Raw genomic sequence first — 16425 nt, 5'->3', positions numbered from 1 at the left:
GGCGAAATGGGGTGCCCCGTCCTGAACCAGCCGTGTACGCGGGCCGGTTCATCGCTCATACGATCGACTCACAGGGGCGGAATCCGGCCACACCTCCGACCGCCGCGGCCGAGTATCACGTTTCTCTTGTGATCAGACTTCGCGCCGCCCTACGTTTGCCGCTTGCGACGTGTTCCAACGCCAGTGGGGGAGCCCAGTCATGGCCGCAAACGGTCGGCACCGCAGATATCAGCCCAGCCGGATCAACCGTGCCTCGCTCACGGTGACCGCGGGCGGCGCGGGCATAGCACTCCCGCTCATCACCGCGGCCTCGGCGGGGGCTGCCTCCGGCGAGGTCTGGGAGAAGGTCGCCGCCTGTGAGTCGAGCGGCAATTGGGCCGTCAACACGGGCAACGGGTATTACGGCGGGCTGCAGTTCAGCGGCTCGACCTGGGCGGCCTTCGGCGGTACGGAGTACGCGCCGCGCGCCGACCTCGCCACCCGCGAGCAGCAGATAACCGTCGCCGAGCGGGTGCTCGAAGGGCAGGGCCCCGGTGCGTGGCCGACCTGTTCTGTGAAGGCCGGTCTGACCCGGGGCGGCGAGGCCCCCGACACCACCCCGCAGAGCGCGGGCAGCCGGCCCGTCCAGGCCGCCGCGCCGCAGAGCGCCCCGCCCCGGAAACCGAGGGCGCTGCCCGCCGCGGCGACGCCGACGCATGTGCCGGGGAAGCGCGACTCGTACACCGTCGCCGGCGGCGACTCGCTCTCCGGGATCGCGGACGCCCAGCGGGTCCGGGGCGGCTGGCAGAAGCTCTACGCGGCCAACCGCGCGGTCGTCGGTGACAACCCCGACCTGATCTTCCCCGGCCAGCGGCTGAGCCTCACCCCGCGCGGCGGGGACGGTGCGAGCGCCGGGAAGACCGCGCCGCGCCAGGCGCCCGAGAAGCAGACCGCGCCCCCGCAGGCCGCACCCCAGAAGGCCGCGCCTCCCCAGGCCGAGCAGCGCACGGCCGACCAGCGGGCGGCAGCCCTCGCGAAGGCCGCCGAGCAGAAGAAGGCCGAGCTGCGGGAGGCCGAGCAGCGGAAGGCGGAGCAGCAGAAGAAGGCCGAGGCGGAGAAGGCCGCGCAGAAGAAGGCGGCGGCCGCGCAGGCAGCCGAGGCAGCGAAGAAGGCGGCCCCCGAGCCGCCCAGGCAGGCCCCCGTGAAGCGCTCCGGCATGAGCGCCCCCGTCGCCGCCTCCACCGGCACCGCGTACCGCCAGGCCGGCGGCTGGTCCAGCGGCTATCACACGGGCGTCGACTTCCCGGTGCCGACGGGCACCTCGGTGAAGGCCGTGGCCCCCGGCCGGGTCGTCTCATCCGGCTGGGCGGGGGCGTACGGCTACGAGGTCGTCATCCGCCACGAGGACGGCAAGTACAGCCAGTACGCCCACCTCTCCGCGCTCCATGTGAAGGAGGGGCAGTCGGTCTCCGGCGGGCAGCGGATCGCCCGCTCCGGCTCCACGGGCAACAGCACCGGCCCGCACCTGCACTTCGAGGTCCGCCTCGGCCCCGGCTACGGGTCGGACATCGACCCGCTGGCCTACCTCAGGGCGGGCGGCGTCAGGGTCTGAACGGACCGCTCCGGGCGCGGGGCGGCGGCCGGCTCACCGGGCCGGTCACGGCCCGCCCGGCGCGGACCACCGAACTCCACGCGCGGTACCGCGCCGCCCGGCCGCAGGGGCGCCGGAAGCGGCGGTACGTACGTGGACCCGGTGCCGCCCTGCGTGCCGCCCGGCCGTGCCCTGCTCGCTCGCGCACCGCCGGACCACACATCGGCGGCCACCGCCGCCACCCCTGTCGCGTCCACGCCGCGTGCCCCAGCGGCCACCGCGTCCACGCCCGTCGCCACTCCCGCGCTCCCCGCGCCGACGCCCGTCGCCCCCGCCCCCACCACACCGACGCTCCCCGCCGCCGGGCCCGCACCCGCCGCTACCTCCGGCCGCAGGCGCCCCGCCCGGGCCTGCTCCGCGCTCAGCCGCTCCTTCGTCAGCAGGACCAGGCCGCCCGCCGCCAGGGCCCCGCAGGCGAGCGCGAGGACCGTGCCCGCCGTGCCGTGGCGGAAGTGCTCGCCGAAGAGCGTGAGCCCGATCGCGGCGGCCACCACCGGGTTGACCACCGTCACCGTCGCGAGCGGCGCCGCGAGCCCCGCTCCCCGGTAGGCGGCCTGGGAGAGCAGCAGGCCCGCGGCCGCGAGGGCGGCGATCACGAGCAGGGTCGGCAGACCCGAGCGCACCGCGCCGGAGGTCCACTCGACGGCCACGGTCTTGGTGAAGACCGAGGCCATGCCGAACGCGCCACCGGCCGCGGTGGCCAGCACCGCGCTCCGCAGCACCGGCCGGCTCAGCGCCCGGGCGAGCAGGATGAGCGCGCCCACCGCCCCGAAGGTCACCGTGGCCAGCGCCAGCTGCTCGGGGCCGCGCAGGGTGTGCGGTTCGGTGCTGCCCGTGAGGGCCAGCAGTCCGACCAGGCCGGCCGTCGCCATGAGAGCGCCCCGCCAGGCCCGCGCCCCGGCCCGGCGCCCGACGAAGAGGGCGGCCATCGGCAGCGCGAAGACGATCGTGAGCGCGCCCAGGGGCTGGACCAGGCTGAGGGGACCGTAGGCGAGGGCCACCACGTGCAGGATCGCGCCGACCCCGTTGAGCACCACGGCCACCCACCAGACGCCGTTGCGCACGAGGGCGTGCGGGGAGTTGTCACCGCGCGCGGCCACCCGCTCCTGGATGATCGCCCCGGCCGCGTAGGCGACCGCGGAGACCAGTGACAGCAGCACAGACAGCGCGAGGGGGCTCATGTACACCACGATGTCCTGTAGGGGGTTGCGCGTCATCGTCCTTGAGACGTCAATCCCGCGTACTGCCCCGGTAGTACGGGCGTGGGACCGAGGTCCTCCCCTCGACGGTAGCCCCGCCGGGCCCGGCCGTCAGAAGTTGTGGACCGGCGGATACGGTGAGCGGCGCAGCCGGTACACGCGGTCGCCGGAGAGCCGCACGACGGACAGCCGCGGACCACGGCGAGGGAGGAGCGGGGCATGGACCTGACGCAGGCGGCGACGGTGGGCGGTTTCTTCGCCGTACGGACGGAGCCGGTACCCGGCGGTGCCCACCGGCCGCTGGCGGAGCTGTACGCGGGCGGGACCGGGCCCCTGACCGCGCGGGTCGACAAGGTCGCCGCCCGGCTCTCCGCACCCGAGCGCCGGGTCGCCGCCTCGATCGCCCACCTCGGCCTGGCCGCCAGGCTCTGGTCGCTGGCGCTGGGCCCGGCCGCGCTCTTCGGCCGCTTCCCCGCCCTCGCACCGGAGACCCTGCACTGGGACCCGCAGCGCACCTCGCCCGACGACCTCTGGCTCGCTGACCCAGAGGAACTGCCCGGGACGGCCGACCGGATCCGGGAGCAGGTGCAGTACGGGCACCTCGTGCCGCTGGCCGAGGCCGTCCGGTGGGACGGGAACATCTCGCCGCAGCTGCTGTGGGGCAACGCCGGTTCGGCGCTGGCCGGGGCCGTACGGGAGCTGGTCACCTGGTCGCGCGGGCAGGACCGCCCGGACGTGGCACACCGGGCCCGTGCCCTGGGCGCCGAGCTGTTCGACCACCCCGACCTGTCCGCCACCGGCTCCCCGCACACTCCGGCGTTCCGGCGCCGCAGCTGCTGTCTCTACTGGCGCTGTCCGGGCGGCGGGCTCTGCGGCGACTGCGTCTTCGACCGAGCACCCGGGGCAGTGCGGTAGCCGTCGTGGGGGGCCCGGCCGGACCCCCCACGACGGCTACGCGAGCAGAAGCGGGTCAGGAGGGCAGGGCGGCGTCTATGGCCTCGTCCACGTCACCCAGGACGGGGATCGCGCTGTCGAGCCCGATCATCCCGATGAGCCGCTGGACGAACGGGGAGGGCGCGGCCAGCCGCAGCCGGCCGCCCAGGGCGGTCTGCCCCTGGAGCAGGACGTTGACCGTGGTGGAGTCGGCGAAGCCCACCCCCGAGAGATCCACGACGACGGGACCGGAACCCTCTTCGGCCGCCTTGTCGAGTGCCCGGCCGAGCGGCGGGACGCTGTCGATATCGAGGTCACCCGACACGGTGAGGACCAGAGCACCCCGTTCCTGACGGGAAGTGACGCTGACTGCTCTGTCGTCGTTGGGCGGTGGTTGCACGGAAGGCACCTCGGGCGGGATCGGGCGGACGAAGGACGCCGGTGTGCCGGACGGCTCGGCCTCGTTCCGTCCCTGCTCACGGCGGGGTACAGGGACAACGATAGAAGGAACAGTTGCCATTTGACAACATTCTCCATTGGGTAACAATCTGATCCGCAACGGTTGAAGGACCAGCCGTCTGCGGTGACGCACCGAGAGAAGCGGAAGCAGGGGCCGGATGAGGCTAGGCGCTGTCGGCGACATCTTCACGGAGCAAGGGGTCCGCCGTGCCCGATTCCGGCGAGAGCCGCTCCGAAGCGGCCGCGTGGAAGGCCGCCAGGCCCTCCGCCAGCGCGGCGACCGCGGACGGTTCCATCCGCTCCAGCACGGCGCTCACCTCGCGCGCCCGCAGCTCCCGGTATTCTTCGAGGAGGGTCCGGCCCCGCAGGCTCAGCCGCAGCTCCACCTCACGTCGGCTCGTCCGGCTCTGCGCCCGTTGCACGAGCCCCATCGCCTCCATCCGGTCGCACAGCCGGCTGACCGACGGCGCGCGGGAGCCCAGAGCCTCGCCGAGCGAGCGCAGATTGGTGCCCTCGTGCTTCTCGATCACGAGCAGGGCCCGCAGCTGGGAGGGGGATACGGTGCCCGAAGCGGCTGCCTCCTGACCACGGCCCCAGAGCACTTCCAGCAGCTCCGAGGCGGCGGAGGCGTCGGCGGACACCTCAGCACGGGTGCGCGGGCGGCGAGCACGGTGGGGCATCCGTCCACTCTGTCATCCGTCGGCCCCACTTGTCAGCCCGGCCCAGGCCCCTACCACGTCGCAGGACGAAGAATGCACGAGAGACCGTGAACAGAAGACCGGACATCGAGACCGCCGTCAGGGCCGCCGCTCCCCATGCCCTGCTGGCGACGCTGCGCACCATGCTGGCCGACGCCTACGGTGCCCTGGCGGTGGAACTGCACCTCGCCGACTACGGACTGCGCGTCCTCAAGCGCCTGGACCGGCCCGACGGCGAGGAGGAGCCGCTCTCCCTCCACAACAGTGCCGAGGGCAGGGCCTTCGGCAGCCAGGAGCCCCGCGAACAGCAGGTGCGGCACGGCGACGCGGTCGACCACTACCTCCCGGTGACCGTACGCGGCGAACGCCTCGGCATCCTCACCGTCCGGCTCCCCGCCGAGCGGTCGACCCCGGAGATGGTGGGCGAGCTGACACACGTGGCCGATCTGCTGGGCCACGAGATCCTGGTCGCCGAACGGGACACCGACGTCTACCAGAGCGCCCGGCGCACCACCCGGCTCACGCTCGCCGCCGAGATGCAGTGGCAGCTGCTCCCCGCCCGGGCCTGCACCGCCGCCGAGTTCGCCATCGGCGCCCAGCTGGAACCGGCGTACTCCATCCACGGCGACAACTTCGACTGGGCGGCGGACGGCGACACGCTGACCCTCGCGGTGACCAACGGCATGGGTGAGGGCATACAGGCTTCCCTGCTCACCAACCTCGCCGTCAACGCCCTGCGCAACGCCCGCAGGGCCGGGATAGGCATCGCGGACCAGGCCGCCCTGGCCGACCAGGCGCTGTACGACCAGCACCGCGGAGCGTCGCACGTCTCCACGCTGCTGCTCCGCTTCGAGCTGGCGACCGGCCGCGTCGGCGTCGTCGACGCCGGATCGCCGCAGCTCTGGATACAGAGGGGCCGCACGGTCCGGCGGATGGAGCTGGACGCCCAGCTCCCGCTCGGCATGTTCGAGGAGTCGCAGTACACGGTCCAGGAGTTCCACGTGGAGCCCGGCGACCGGCTGCTGCTGCTCAGCGACGGCGTCTACGAGGCGGTCTCCCCGGCGGGGGAGGCGTACGGCGAACGGGCGCTGGCCCGGTCCATCCAGTCGACGCGCCTGCTCCCCGCCGCCACCGTCCCGCGCGCGATCCTCGGTGAACTGTCCGAGTACCGCGTCACCGAGACGCTGGACGACGCGCTGGTGGTCTGCCTGGACTGGTTCGGCCGCCAGGACGACGACGCAGGCTGAGCCGGAGGCATGATCGCACGGAAGCCCCGGGACACAGCACGTGTCCCGGGGCCTCCTTGAGTGCGCCAGCGGTCCCGGTCAGGTGGAGAGCCGGAACTCCGCGCGTATCCGCTTGCCGACCGGCACCCGCTCCGCCACGACCCGGTCGCACAGGGCCACCACGATCTCCATGCCGTGCCCGCCCAGCCGGGAGGGGTCGGGGCCGTAGAGAACGGGCATCGCCGTACTGCTGTCGTAGACGGTGACGCTGATCCGCTCCGCGTTCCCCTCCAGTTCCAGGAGGTACGGGCCGTGGCTGTAGCGGTCGGCGTTGGTGACCAGTTCGCTCACGGCCAGCATCAGATCGCTGCGGGTGTGCTCACCGATCGGCGCCATGCACTCCGCCGCGAGCCGGGTGAGGAAACGGTCCGCCAGGTTGCGCGCGAGCGCGATACATCCGGGTTGACCGTCGAATACCTCGGCGCTGAGCAGCACGTCGGGAGAGGGCAGGCCCTGGTCCGGTTCCTCGTGGGGCGAGGTGACCTCAGTGTTCATGTGCTCCAGCCAGGCGCCGCCGTGAGACTCGAAACTCACTTCCGCCGTTCGTCTACCCGCGTCGAAGCATTCCACTCCTCGCGGTCCGGACAGATCCTACGCACGTCCGGGCAGTCGCACCACGGTCACGAAGAACTCGTCGATCTGGCGGACCGCCGCGATGAACTGATCCAGATCCACCGGCTTGGTCACGTACGCGTTGGCGTGCAGCTTGTAGCTGCGCAGAATGTCCTCCTCGGCCGAGGAGGTGGTGAGGACCACCACGGGGATCAGGGCCAGCTCGGGGTCGCCCTTGATCTGCTCCAGGACCTGCCGGCCGTCGTACTTGGGCAGGTTGAGGTCGAGGAGCACGAGGTCCGGGCGGGGGGCACCGGCGTGATCGCCCCGCCGGTAGAGGAAGTCCAGCGCCTCCTGGCCGTCCCGCACGACGTGCAGGGTGTTGCGGATCTTGTTGTCCTCGAACGCCTCACGGGTCATGAGCTCGTCGCCGGGATCGTCCTCCACCAGGAGGACCTCGATGGGCTGTACGGGGCTGTTCACGAAGCGTCTCCCGGCTCGCTGGCGGTCGTGGCGGGAGCAGGGGGCTCCGCCAAGAGGTTCTGGGGTGCCTCGGTCACAGCAGGCAGGGTGAAGTGTATGCGGGTGCCTTCGCCCGCCCCGGAGTCGACCCAGATCCGGCCACCGTGGAACTCGATGATCTTCCGGCAGAGCGCGAGGCCGATGCCCGTGCCGTCGTACTCGTCGCGGCCGTGCAGCCGCTGGAAGATGACGAATACCTTGTCCGCGAACTCGGGAGCGATGCCGATCCCGTTGTCCGAGACGGTCAGGTGCCAGTCGTCGCCCTCCCGCACACAGTCGACCGCGATCCGGCACTCCACGTCCGGGCGACGGAACTTCACGGCGTTGCCGACGAGGTTCTGCCAGACCATGGTGAGGGCCGTGGCGTCGCCCACCAGTTCCGGCAGTTCGCGCGGCCGCTCCACCAGGGCCCCCGCCTCCTCGACTGCGGCGGAGAGATTGCCCAGCGCACGGTCCAGGGCCTGCCCCAGGTCGACCGGCTTCCTCCCGTCGTGCACCCGGCCCACCCTGGAGAAGGTCAGCAGGTCGTTGATGAGGACCTGCATCCGCTTGGCGCCGTCCACCGCGAAGGCGATGTACTGCTTGCCCCGGTCGTCCAACTCGTCGCCGTACCGCTTCTCCAGCAGCTGGCAGAAGGAGGCCACCTTGCGCAGTGGCTCCTGCAGGTCGTGCGAGGCGACGTAGGCGAACTGTTCCAGTTCCGAGTTGGAGCGACGCAGCTCCTGCGTCTGAGACGCGAGCAGCGCCTCCCGCCCTTGCGCCCCCTCAAGCTCGTCGACCAACCGATGCCGCATGTTCTCGACGGCCTCGGCGACGGCTTGGACGTCCGAAGGCCCCTGCGCCTCGATCCGACGGTCGAAGGCACCCGACCGAACGCGCTCGGACGCTTCCCGCAGCTTGTTCAGAGGGATGCCCACCACCCGGTGGAGCAGCACGCTGAGCGCCACCACCGTCAGGACGAGGACGGCCACCAGCGCGAACATCACCTGGTCGCGGGTTTCGCGCGCGTCGTCGAGGTCGGCCCTGACGAGGTCCCTTGCTTCGGAGAGGTGGGACTGCTGGGCCCCGTACGCCTCTCGCAGTCCGTCGAACTCGCTCTTGCTGCCCTGCAGCAGGGCGGTGGTGCCAGACTCGGTCGGACCGTCCCGGCGGACAGCCTCCATCAGGGGCTCGGCCCTGTTCGCACGCCACTTCCGGGCGGCGGCCGCGATGGCGTCGAGGTCGGCGGCGAGCCGCGGGTCGTCACCGACCAGTTCCCGGGCCCGGGACAACCGTTCGCGCTCGGCCACCTTGCCCGCCTCGTACGGCTCCAGGAAGGACTCGTCGCCTGTCAGGGCGAAGCCGCGGACTCCCGTCTCCTGGTCCAGCAGTGCGTTCTGCAACTGGAAGGAGACCGACCGGGCGGGCTGTATTCGGTCCACCAGATCGGTCGTGTGGTCGGACATCCGGGACAGCACGAGGCCACCGGTCACCAGGCACCCACAGATCACCACGACGAACCCGCCGAGGATCACATGGACCCAGTTCTGCACCGAAAGCCGTGCGGCCACGCCGACGCGCCTCTCCGGGGCCGCGGTCCCGTCCCAGGGCCCGTGTTGTTCGGCGCGCTCGGACAGTTCTCCGCGCGCAGGTGTTTCCGTACTCATGAAAGTTCCGATCCCCAGCCCAGATGCAGTACGGCCACATCGTCCGCAAGCCCGCCGTAGGGGGCGGCTCCCTCGGCGGCTCCCGCCACCAGTGCGTCGACGAACTGCCGACCTTGCAGATTTCCGAGAGCCCTGGCCATCGCCAGCAGCCCTTCCTCGCCGAGCCGGCTGTCGGGGCCGTCGCGCCCCTCGAAGAGTCCGTCGGTGAAGAGCACCAGGCCGTCACCGGGGACCAGCGGCAGGTCGACCGTCGTCCACCGGCCCATGCCGGGCAGCAGCCCGAGTGCCATGCCGCCCTCCGGCTCCACCCAGTGCACCTCGTCGCCCCTGCGCAGCAGCAGACCGGGGTGGCCCGCCCGGACGATCCTGGCGCCGCGCCCGTCGGGCGTGAAGCTCAGGGAGGTCATCGTGGCGAAGACGTGCGCGTCCGAGCGCTCGGCGACCAGGATCTCCTCCAGCAGCTCGATCTGCTCCAGCTGGGAGGTCCCGCACAGCACGGCCGTGCGCCAGGCCACCCGCAGGCAGACCCCGAGCGCCGCCTCCGCCGCGCCGTGCCCCGAGACGTCGCCGATCACCGCGTGCACCGCGCCGTCGGCCGTCTGCACCACGTCGTAGAAGTCACCGCTCAGCAATCCGTGGACCCGCCCGGGCTCGTACCGGGCGCGAGCGTGGAAGCGCCCGTCGCGCAGGAGCGGGACGGGCAGCAGGCCACGTTCCAGCCGGGCGTTCTCCTGGGCGATCAGCTGGTTGGAACGCAGCGCCGCGGCGGCCCGCTCCACCTCCTTGCGCTGGAGCGCGTAGCGGATCGCCCGGGAGAGGACCTCGGGGTCGAGCCGACCCTTGACCAGGTAGTCCTGGGCGCCCTGGGCGACCGCCCGCAGTCCTGTGCCGGAGTCCTCCAGGCCGGTGAGGACGACGATCGCGGCGTCGCTGTCGGACTCCAGGATCTGGCGTACGGCGTCCAGGCCGTGGACGTCCGGGAGGTGCAGGTCCAGCAGCACGCAGACAGGCGTGGTGCGGGTGCGCAGGAAGGCACGGGCCTCGGCGAGCGTCTTGCGCCAGGTCAGCGCGGAGTCCAGCTCGCTGTCGGTGAGCATCTCCTCGACGAGCATGGCGTCGCCCGCGTCGTCCTCCACCAGGAGGATCGTGGCGTCGAGGTTCCACAGGAGGGAGCCGGGGGAGGAGTCGAAAGGGGTGTCCTGCTGAGTGGGGATGCCGGTGGTGCCCACAGGTGTGAGAGACGTGCCCATGGGTGACTCGGCCAACCCCTCCACCTCCTCGTACGACCGGCATCGGACCGTCCGGCCGACCGTCCGGAAGCATATGTGATCGACGGCCCCGGCCGATGCCGACGGCCGTCCTGCGGAACAGGAACGGACAGGGGGAACGGCCGGGTGCCCGTCTGGGCGCCCGGCCGAACGACTGACGCGGTCCGCGGCTCAGCCGCGGGGCGTGAGCAGCCTCACTCCTCCACGCTCATTCCCTGGCGCAGCCGCTTGACGATCCGGGTCAGCAGCCGCGACACGTGCATCTGCGAGACACCCAGCTCCGCGCCGATCTGCGCCTGCGTCATCTCCGCCCCGAACCGCATCTGCACGATCCGGCGCTCCCGGTCGTCCAGCTGCTCCAGCAGCGGGGCCAGGGTGTGCAGGTTCTCGACGGTCTCCATGGCCGGGTCCGCCTCGCCGAGCACATCGGCGTACGCGCGCTGCTCCTGGCCGGAGTCGCTGTCCGCCGAGGGGGTGTCGAGCGAGCCCGCGGAGTAGCCGTTGGCGGCCACGAGCCCCTCGATGATCTCCTCCTCCGGCAGGTCCAGATGGGCGGCCAGCTCCTTGACCGTGGGGTCGCGGTCCAGCTCGGCGGAGAGCTGCTCCTTCGCCTTGGCCAGCTCGACCCGCAGCTCCTGGAGGCGGCGCGGGACGTGCACGGACCAGGTGGTGTCGCGGAAGAACCGCTTGATCTCGCCCACGATGTAGGGGACGGCGAAGGTGGCGAACTCGACCTCGCGGGAGAGGTCGAATCGGTCGATCGCCTTGATCAGCCCGATCGTCCCGACCTGGATGATGTCCTCGGTGTCGTCACCGCCGCGGTTGCGGAACCGGGAGGCCGCGAACCGGACCAGCGACAGGTTCATCTCGATCAGGGTGTTGCGCGCGTACTGGTACTCGTGCGTGCCCTCCTCCAAAACCTGGAGGCGGTCGAAGAAGACCTTCGACAGAGCCCGCGCGTCCTTGGGGGCGACCTTCCCCGCGTCCTCGACCCAGGGCAGCTCCTCGGAACCGGCGTCCGTCCGCGTGTCCACCAGCTCGTCGCTCAGCGGCGCCGTCGCTCCGGTGGCTCGCACTGACATCGCCGTCATGGTGTCACCCTCCCTGCTGCCCAATGTGTCGGACGGTCGCCTTCCCGGTCATCCGGAAGTCATGCCTCCCTCTTCCGGAAAAGTTCCGGGGAAGGTTTCGGCGCCCGTTCCCCGGAGCCCCCGGCGTCCCGCCCGCACGGAGCAGCCTCGCGCGCATGGCAAACTTGAGCGGGTGTTTCGGCCTGCGGTGATCCCCGACCCGCGGCGAGAAAAGACGGCAGAGGAACGGCAATGACGGTGACAGAGGACAGCCCGGAGTTCGCTCCCGGAATCGACGAGTTCGGTCCCGGAATCGACCCGGAGCGGCTCGCCGTCTGCCTGAGCGTGCTCGACGAGCTCGACCGCATCGAGGTCGACCACCCGGACGCCATCGCCGTCCGCCGGGCCACCGCCGGGATCTACCGCACCGTGAAGCAGCGCCGCCGCCAGGAGCGCCGGGCCGCGAAGACCGCCCACGACCGGGCCGTCACCGAGGCCACCGCGACCGGCTCGGCCGAGCGCATCGACGACGAGACGCAGGGCGTCCTGCCCTCCTCCTCCACCGCCGGGGAGATCGCGGGGATACTCCAGCGCCCCCGCTCCTGCTACATCTGCAAGACCCGTTACGTCGAGGTGGACGCGTTCTACCACCAGCTCTGCCAGTCCTGCGCCAGGGAGAACCGCGCCCGCCGCGACGCCCGCACCGACCTCACCGGGCGCCGGGCGCTGCTCACCGGCGGCCGGGCGAAGATCGGCATGTACATCGCGCTGCGGCTGCTGCGCGACGGCGCCCACACCACGATCACCACCCGCTTCCCCAACGACGCGATCCGCCGCTTCAAGGCGATGGAGGACAGCGACGAGTGGATCCACCGGCTGAAGATCGTCGGCATCGACCTGCGCGACCCGGCCCAGGTCGTCGCACTGGCCGACTCCGTCGCCGCCGAGGGCCCGCTCGACATCCTCATCAACAACGCGGCCCAGACCGTGCGCCGCTCCCCGCAGGCCTACAGCGAGCTGGTCGCCGCCGAGTCCGCCCCGCTGCCGGCGGGCGAGCTGCCCGCCGCCGAGGTCATCGGCACCTTCAACAGCGGTACGGTCGACCGCGTCGCCGCCCTGCCGAGCGCCCGCACGGAGGGTCTGAGCGCCCAGGAGGTCACCGACCTCGCTCTGGTCACCGGCTCCGCATCCCCGGCCCGGATCGCCGCGGGCACCGCGATCGACGCGGGCGGGCTCGTCCCCGACCTGCACCACACCAACAGCTGGATCCAGACGGTGGACGAGGTCGAGCCGATCGAGTTGCTGGAGGTCCAGCTCTGCAACTCCACCGCGCCGTTCATCCTGATCAGCCGCCTCCGCCCGGCGATGGCCGCCACCGCCGCCAAGCACTCCTACATCGTCAACGTCTCCGCGATGGAGGGCGTCTTCAGCCGGGGCTACAAGGGCGCGGGCCACCCGCACACCAACATGGCCAAGGCCGCGCTCAACATGCTCACGCGCACCAGCGCCCAGGAGATGTTCGAGAAGGACGGCATCCTGATGACGGCCGTGGACACCGGCTGGATCACCGACGAGCGCCCGCACCCGGACAAGATGCGGCTGGCGGAGGAGGGCTTCCACGCCCCCCTGGACCTGGTCGACGGCGCGGCCCGGGTCTACGACCCGATCGTGCGCGGCGAAGGCGGCGAGCCGCTCTACGGCTGCTTCCTCAAGGACTACGCCCCCGCGAACTGGTAAACCCGGCCTCCATCGGCGTAACCCGACCGGCTCAACCGGAACCGCACCTTCCGTGCGGCGGCCGCAGACCCGGCCCAGGATGGATCCTGGGCCGGGTTTTCGCGTTCCGAAGTGGCCGAAAGTGACCCACTGCACACGTTCTATCGAGCGCGAAGCCGCTCATTTGGTTACTCTGAGGCGAACGGACGCCATCGAGGAGCCCACAAGAACTCCTCGACCGTCCCGGGACAGGTCTGCAACCCGACCGCCGTCCCGCCCCGACACGGCGCCACCGCGACCGACATATCCCCAGCCCCCGGCCCCACCACAGGGCGGTCGATCTCCGGTGTCGCAGCCGGAGCGTCGGCGACCCCCTGGGTGACGCGACACAGAGGAGTGCGCGGTGACGACACCAGAACTGACGATGCGCGAGAAGCGACCCGCCGAACGGTACGGGGAGCGGACGGCCCGGCCCGAGAAGCTCCGGAACATCGAGGTGTGGGCCCGGTCCGCACCGATCCGGCTGGCCGGTTACGAGGACGACCTGGCCGAGCCCCACATCCTGCCCGGCATCGACTGACCGCCCCGGCACGGATCACGTCCCACGGCCCGTCTCCCGGTCCTCCCGCTCCGGCGGGAGCGGACGGGAGACGGGCCGCAGGAATTCCCGGACATAGGTGCGGTCCCACCAGCGGCCGGTGGCCCGCAGCTCCTGCGGGTCTGTGAAGCGGTAGTGGAAGACCCGGGCGCGGATGTGCGCGGGCGGGCCGTCCGGGAACGGGTTGCGGGCGAGCAGCCGGAGCGTGTCCCGGTCGCCCCGCAGCAGCCGCTCGGTGAACGGCCCGAACCAGGAGCGCGCGTACGCGGGGGAGAGCGCGGCGAACCACATCATCCAGTCCAGCCGCAGGTGGTACGGGGCGAACAGGCGCGGCAGCCGCCGCAGATCGCCCGGCTTGCCGCGGAAGCCGTACTCCCGCCAGTCGGCGTTCTCGTCCGGGACCCGGTCGGCCGTGCCCTCCACCACGACTTCCAGCCGCGTTCTGCTGATCGAGCCGAACGCCCCGTACGTGTTCACCAGGTGCAGTGGGTCGAAGGAGCGGTTCATCACCTGCCGGCGCGAGAGCAGATTGCGCGCGGGGCGGTAGCTGAGGACCACCACCAGGGCCGTCACCGCGATGACGACCACCTCGTACCAGAGCGGTGGCGCGGTGAGCGCGGGCGGCCGCCCGGCGAGCGGGGTCCAGTCGATCACCGAGAGCGCCAGCGCGATGGTCAGCCAGTTCAGCCAGGCGAAGTTGCCCGACGCGACCAGCCAGAGCTGGGTGAGCACCATCAGGGCGGCGGCCCCGCTCGCCACCGGCTGCGGGGTGAAGAGGAGGAAGGGCACCAGCAGCTGGGTGACATGGTTGGCGGCGACCTCGACGCGATGGACCGGCCGGGGCAGACGGTGGAAGAACCAGCTCAGCGGCCCCGGCATCGGCTGGGTCTCATGGTGGAAGTCCAGACAGGTGAGCTTCCGCCAGCACGCGTCCCCGCGCAGCTTGATCAGCCCGGCGCCGAACTCCAGCCGGAACAGCAGCCACCGCAGCAGCCAGAGCACCAGCACGGGCGGCGCGCTGTCCCCCGTACCGAGGAAGACCGCCAGGAACCCCGCCTCCAGGAGCAGCGACTCCCAGCCGAACCCGTACCAGACCTGCCCCACCTGGACGATCGACAGATACAGCACCCACGGGAGCGCCCACAGCAGCATCCCGCCCCAGAGCGGAAGGAGGCCGTCCACCCCGGCGATCAGGGCCACCGAGACCGCGCAGCCGGTCCAGGCGACGGCGGCGAAGAACCGGTCGGAGTAGTGCAGCCGGAACAGCCCCGGCGCCGCCTTCCACGGCGTGCGCCGCAGCAGCTCCGGTACGGGCAGGATGCCGCGCTCACCTATCAGCGCACGGAACTGGAGGACGGCGGCGAGGAAGGCGACCAGGTAGATCACGGCCAGCGTCCGCTGGAAGATCAGCCTGCTCAGCCAGTAGCCCTCGGCGGCGAACCACTCCATCCCTGCCAGTATCGGCCCGGCACCGGCGTTCAGCCCGCCGCGACGAGCCGGCGCAGCGTCCGCCCCAGCCGCCGCGCGTACCAGAGCTGCACGGGCGGTACGAGCGGTCCGGCGAGCCGGGCGTACCAGGCAGCGGGCCGGGAGAAGGCCATGACCGTGAACCAGACGGTGCCGTCGTCCGCCAGCTCCACCACGAAGCACTCCTCGCCCCGCTCCGGGTGGCCGGCGAGGGTGCCGTAACCGAACCCGGTGCGGCCCTCCTCCCCGTACGCCGTCCAGACGACCTCGCACGGGGCGGTGAGCCGTATCGGTCCCACGCCGAGCGACACCCGGACGGAGGCCCCGGGCTCCGCGCGTACGGCCGAGGCGTCGACCCGGGCCCCCGAGGCCCGGTGCGCCCGCCACTCGGTGACCGCCGCGCCCGCCGCCGCGAAGTCGTCCGCGCCCCGGCCGACCCGGGTGCGGTGGTGCAGGTGGTGGTAGCCCCGGGGGAGCGGGCCGAGGCGGGTGGCGCCGGTCTCGGGGTAGGTGAGGGTGCTCATGCGGTCCTGCTTTCCGAAGGGTGGAGGGTGCGGATGCGGTGCCAGGCCAGGAGCGAGCAGAGGGCGAAGCCCAGCGCGTTGCCCAGGCCGTGGGTGGCGGCCATCCAGGTCAGGGAGGGGTGGGGCAGTCCGGTGGCCTCGCCGACCGCCCAGCTCAGGGCGAGCAGCATGGTCGCCACCAGGACGGCGGCCGAGGTGAACAGCAGCAGCCGGGTCGTCCGGTCGCGCCCCTCCGCCCGCCCGAGGCGCCAGGTGAGCAGGCCGACGGTCCACATCCCGGCCGTCAGGACCACGGCCCCGGCCAGCTCCGCCCAGTCCCCGATGAAGTAGCCGACGAGGACGAGCAGGGTGCCCAGCGGCACGCTGAGCGCGGCGAACCGGCCCGCGGGCCCGTCGTCGACCCGGCAGACCAGCCCGGCGACCAGGGCGGCGGCGAATCCGGCGAAGTGGAAGTGCGGCACGGTCAGCGCGAGGATCTCCAGCTCGAAGCCGAACAGCTCGTGGCCCCATCGCTCCGCGACCAGGGCGAGCGCGGCGACGGCCGGGGTGACGAGCGCGGTGAGCAGGGCGATCCCGGCGGGGGAGAGGTCCCGGCCGCGGAGCGCGCGGCGCGGGGCGTGCAGGGCGAGGAGCACGGTGCCGAGTGCGTAGCAGAGGGCCAGTGCGGTGGCGGTGGTGCCGCGCGGCAGCCAGAGGGCCAGCGCGCCGGGGGCGGCGAAGAGGGGCCAGAACCGGCGGATCCGGTCCAGCTCCGCCAGTCCGGCCAGCCGCAGCCCGGCCGGGACGACCAGGAACATGCCCACCATCACGATCGCGTTGACCAGCACGGTCATGACCCCACCCCCAACTTTGAACAC

16 protein-coding genes are annotated in these 16425 nt (G+C 72.1%); 5 read left to right on the top strand and 11 right to left on the bottom strand.

Going from position 1 to position 16425, the window contains the following annotated elements; genetic code table 11:
* Nucleotides 1-199: 199 nt before the first annotated feature.
* Nucleotides 200-1591 carry a transglycosylase family protein gene (locus DJ476_RS01795; RefSeq protein ID WP_112489628.1) on the top strand — a complete coding sequence of 464 codons (1392 nt, stop codon included), beginning with the start codon at nucleotides 200-202 and terminating at the stop codon, nucleotides 1589-1591.
* On the opposite strand, the gene DJ476_RS01790 is transcribed toward DJ476_RS01795, so the two are convergent.
* Complete coding sequence (locus DJ476_RS01790; protein WP_404827443.1) at nucleotides 1561-2811, bottom strand: DMT family transporter; 1251 nt, start codon at nucleotides 2809-2811, stop codon at nucleotides 1561-1563. The two genes, DJ476_RS01795 and DJ476_RS01790, sit on opposite strands and share 31 nt — an antisense overlap.
* A gap of 237 nt (nucleotides 2812-3048) precedes the next feature.
* On the opposite strand from DJ476_RS01790, the gene DJ476_RS01785 reads away from it, so the two are divergent.
* Nucleotides 3049-3744 carry a (2Fe-2S)-binding protein gene (locus tag DJ476_RS01785; protein WP_103417689.1) on the top strand — a complete coding sequence of 232 codons (696 nt, stop codon included), beginning with the start codon at nucleotides 3049-3051 and terminating at the stop codon, nucleotides 3742-3744.
* Between the two features lie 55 nt (nucleotides 3745-3799).
* On the opposite strand, the gene DJ476_RS01780 is transcribed toward DJ476_RS01785, so the two are convergent.
* A complete protein-coding gene (locus DJ476_RS01780) occupies nucleotides 3800-4171 on the bottom strand; it encodes an STAS domain-containing protein (RefSeq protein ID WP_381247987.1) in 372 nt (123 codons plus the stop codon).
* 214 nt (nucleotides 4172-4385) lie between these two features.
* On the bottom strand, nucleotides 4386-4901 hold the full coding sequence (locus DJ476_RS01775) for a MarR family winged helix-turn-helix transcriptional regulator (protein WP_103417687.1): 516 nt from the start codon (nucleotides 4899-4901) through the stop codon (nucleotides 4386-4388).
* Nucleotides 4902-4987: 86 nt separating this feature from the next.
* Here DJ476_RS01775 and DJ476_RS01770 point away from each other — a divergent pair, with 86 nt between their 5' ends.
* Complete coding sequence (locus DJ476_RS01770; RefSeq protein WP_103417686.1) at nucleotides 4988-6166, top strand: PP2C family protein-serine/threonine phosphatase; 1179 nt, start codon at nucleotides 4988-4990, stop codon at nucleotides 6164-6166.
* A 78-nt stretch (nucleotides 6167-6244) separates the two neighbouring features.
* On the opposite strand, the gene DJ476_RS01765 is transcribed toward DJ476_RS01770, so the two are convergent.
* The 5 genes from DJ476_RS01765 to DJ476_RS01745 form a co-directional block, all read right to left on the bottom strand.
* Nucleotides 6245-6700 carry an ATP-binding protein gene (locus DJ476_RS01765; protein ID WP_103417765.1) on the bottom strand — a complete coding sequence of 152 codons (456 nt, stop codon included), beginning with the start codon at nucleotides 6698-6700 and terminating at the stop codon, nucleotides 6245-6247.
* A gap of 96 nt (nucleotides 6701-6796) precedes the next feature.
* Nucleotides 6797-7240 carry a response regulator gene (locus tag DJ476_RS01760; RefSeq protein WP_070202113.1) on the bottom strand — a complete coding sequence of 148 codons (444 nt, stop codon included), beginning with the start codon at nucleotides 7238-7240 and terminating at the stop codon, nucleotides 6797-6799.
* Nucleotides 7237-8811: an ATP-binding protein gene (locus tag DJ476_RS01755; protein ID WP_404827581.1), complete on the bottom strand. Its 1575-nt coding sequence runs from the start codon at nucleotides 8809-8811 to the stop codon at nucleotides 7237-7239. The genes DJ476_RS01760 and DJ476_RS01755 overlap by 4 nt, the downstream gene beginning before the upstream one ends.
* A gap of 110 nt (nucleotides 8812-8921) precedes the next feature.
* Nucleotides 8922-10154 (bottom strand): PP2C family protein-serine/threonine phosphatase, encoded by a 1233-nt coding sequence (locus DJ476_RS01750; protein ID WP_112489625.1) that lies wholly within the window; start codon nucleotides 10152-10154, stop codon nucleotides 8922-8924.
* Nucleotides 10155-10387: 233 nt separating this feature from the next.
* Entirely contained in the window at nucleotides 10388-11284 is an 897-nt protein-coding gene (locus tag DJ476_RS01745) for an RNA polymerase sigma factor SigF (protein ID WP_112489624.1), read from the bottom strand.
* A gap of 231 nt (nucleotides 11285-11515) precedes the next feature.
* Between DJ476_RS01745 and DJ476_RS01740 the strand changes: the two genes are divergently transcribed.
* Together DJ476_RS01740 and DJ476_RS34355 are read left to right on the top strand one after the other, a co-directional pair.
* Nucleotides 11516-13000 (top strand): SDR family oxidoreductase, encoded by a 1485-nt coding sequence (locus tag DJ476_RS01740; protein WP_112489623.1) that lies wholly within the window; start codon nucleotides 11516-11518, stop codon nucleotides 12998-13000.
* Nucleotides 13001-13382: 382 nt separating this feature from the next.
* Entirely contained in the window at nucleotides 13383-13559 is a 177-nt protein-coding gene (locus DJ476_RS34355; RefSeq protein ID WP_015612873.1) for a hypothetical protein, read from the top strand.
* A gap of 15 nt (nucleotides 13560-13574) precedes the next feature.
* On the opposite strand, the gene DJ476_RS01735 is transcribed toward DJ476_RS34355, so the two are convergent.
* From DJ476_RS01735 to DJ476_RS01725, 3 genes are read right to left on the bottom strand one after another with little or no spacing between them, the layout of a single operon-like run.
* Nucleotides 13575-15026: a lipase maturation factor family protein gene (locus tag DJ476_RS01735; protein WP_112489622.1), complete on the bottom strand. Its 1452-nt coding sequence runs from the start codon at nucleotides 15024-15026 to the stop codon at nucleotides 13575-13577.
* A 29-nt stretch (nucleotides 15027-15055) separates the two neighbouring features.
* Nucleotides 15056-15568 carry a DUF1990 family protein gene (locus DJ476_RS01730; RefSeq protein ID WP_103417681.1) on the bottom strand — a complete coding sequence of 171 codons (513 nt, stop codon included), beginning with the start codon at nucleotides 15566-15568 and terminating at the stop codon, nucleotides 15056-15058.
* Nucleotides 15565-16401 (bottom strand): YndJ family protein, encoded by an 837-nt coding sequence (locus DJ476_RS01725; RefSeq protein ID WP_103417680.1) that lies wholly within the window; start codon nucleotides 16399-16401, stop codon nucleotides 15565-15567. Before DJ476_RS01725 ends, DJ476_RS01730 begins: the two co-directional genes overlap by 4 nt.
* Nucleotides 16402-16425 lie beyond the last annotated feature (24 nt).

The sequence above is a fragment of the Streptomyces bacillaris genome (assembly GCF_003268675.1).
Taxonomy (GTDB): domain Bacteria; phylum Actinomycetota; class Actinomycetes; order Streptomycetales; family Streptomycetaceae; genus Streptomyces; species Streptomyces bacillaris.
This window is presented reverse-complemented; position numbering and strand designations above follow the sequence as displayed.

Bases quoted from the DNA above. Each gene is read 5' to 3' on its own strand.
- DJ476_RS01795 (WP_112489628.1), top strand. From the start codon at position 200: ATGGCCGCAAACGGTCGGCACCGCAGATATCAGCCCAGCCGGATCAAC.
- DJ476_RS01790 (WP_404827443.1), bottom strand. From the start codon at position 2,811: ATGAGCCCCCTCGCGCTGTCTGTGCTGCTGTCACTGGTCTCCGCGGTC.
- DJ476_RS01785 (WP_103417689.1), top strand. From the start codon at position 3,049: ATGGACCTGACGCAGGCGGCGACGGTGGGCGGTTTCTTCGCCGTACGG.
- DJ476_RS01775 (WP_103417687.1), bottom strand. From the start codon at position 4,901: ATGCCCCACCGTGCTCGCCGCCCGCGCACCCGTGCTGAGGTGTCCGCC.
- DJ476_RS01765 (WP_103417765.1), bottom strand. From the start codon at position 6,700: ATGAACACTGAGGTCACCTCGCCCCACGAGGAACCGGACCAGGGCCTG.
- DJ476_RS01745 (WP_112489624.1), bottom strand. From the start codon at position 11,284: ATGACGGCGATGTCAGTGCGAGCCACCGGAGCGACGGCGCCGCTGAGC.
- DJ476_RS01740 (WP_112489623.1), top strand. From the start codon at position 11,516: ATGACGGTGACAGAGGACAGCCCGGAGTTCGCTCCCGGAATCGACGAG.
- DJ476_RS01735 (WP_112489622.1), bottom strand. From the start codon at position 15,026: ATGGAGTGGTTCGCCGCCGAGGGCTACTGGCTGAGCAGGCTGATCTTC.
- DJ476_RS01730 (WP_103417681.1), bottom strand. From the start codon at position 15,568: ATGAGCACCCTCACCTACCCCGAGACCGGCGCCACCCGCCTCGGCCCG.
- DJ476_RS01725 (WP_103417680.1), bottom strand. From the start codon at position 16,401: ATGACCGTGCTGGTCAACGCGATCGTGATGGTGGGCATGTTCCTGGTC.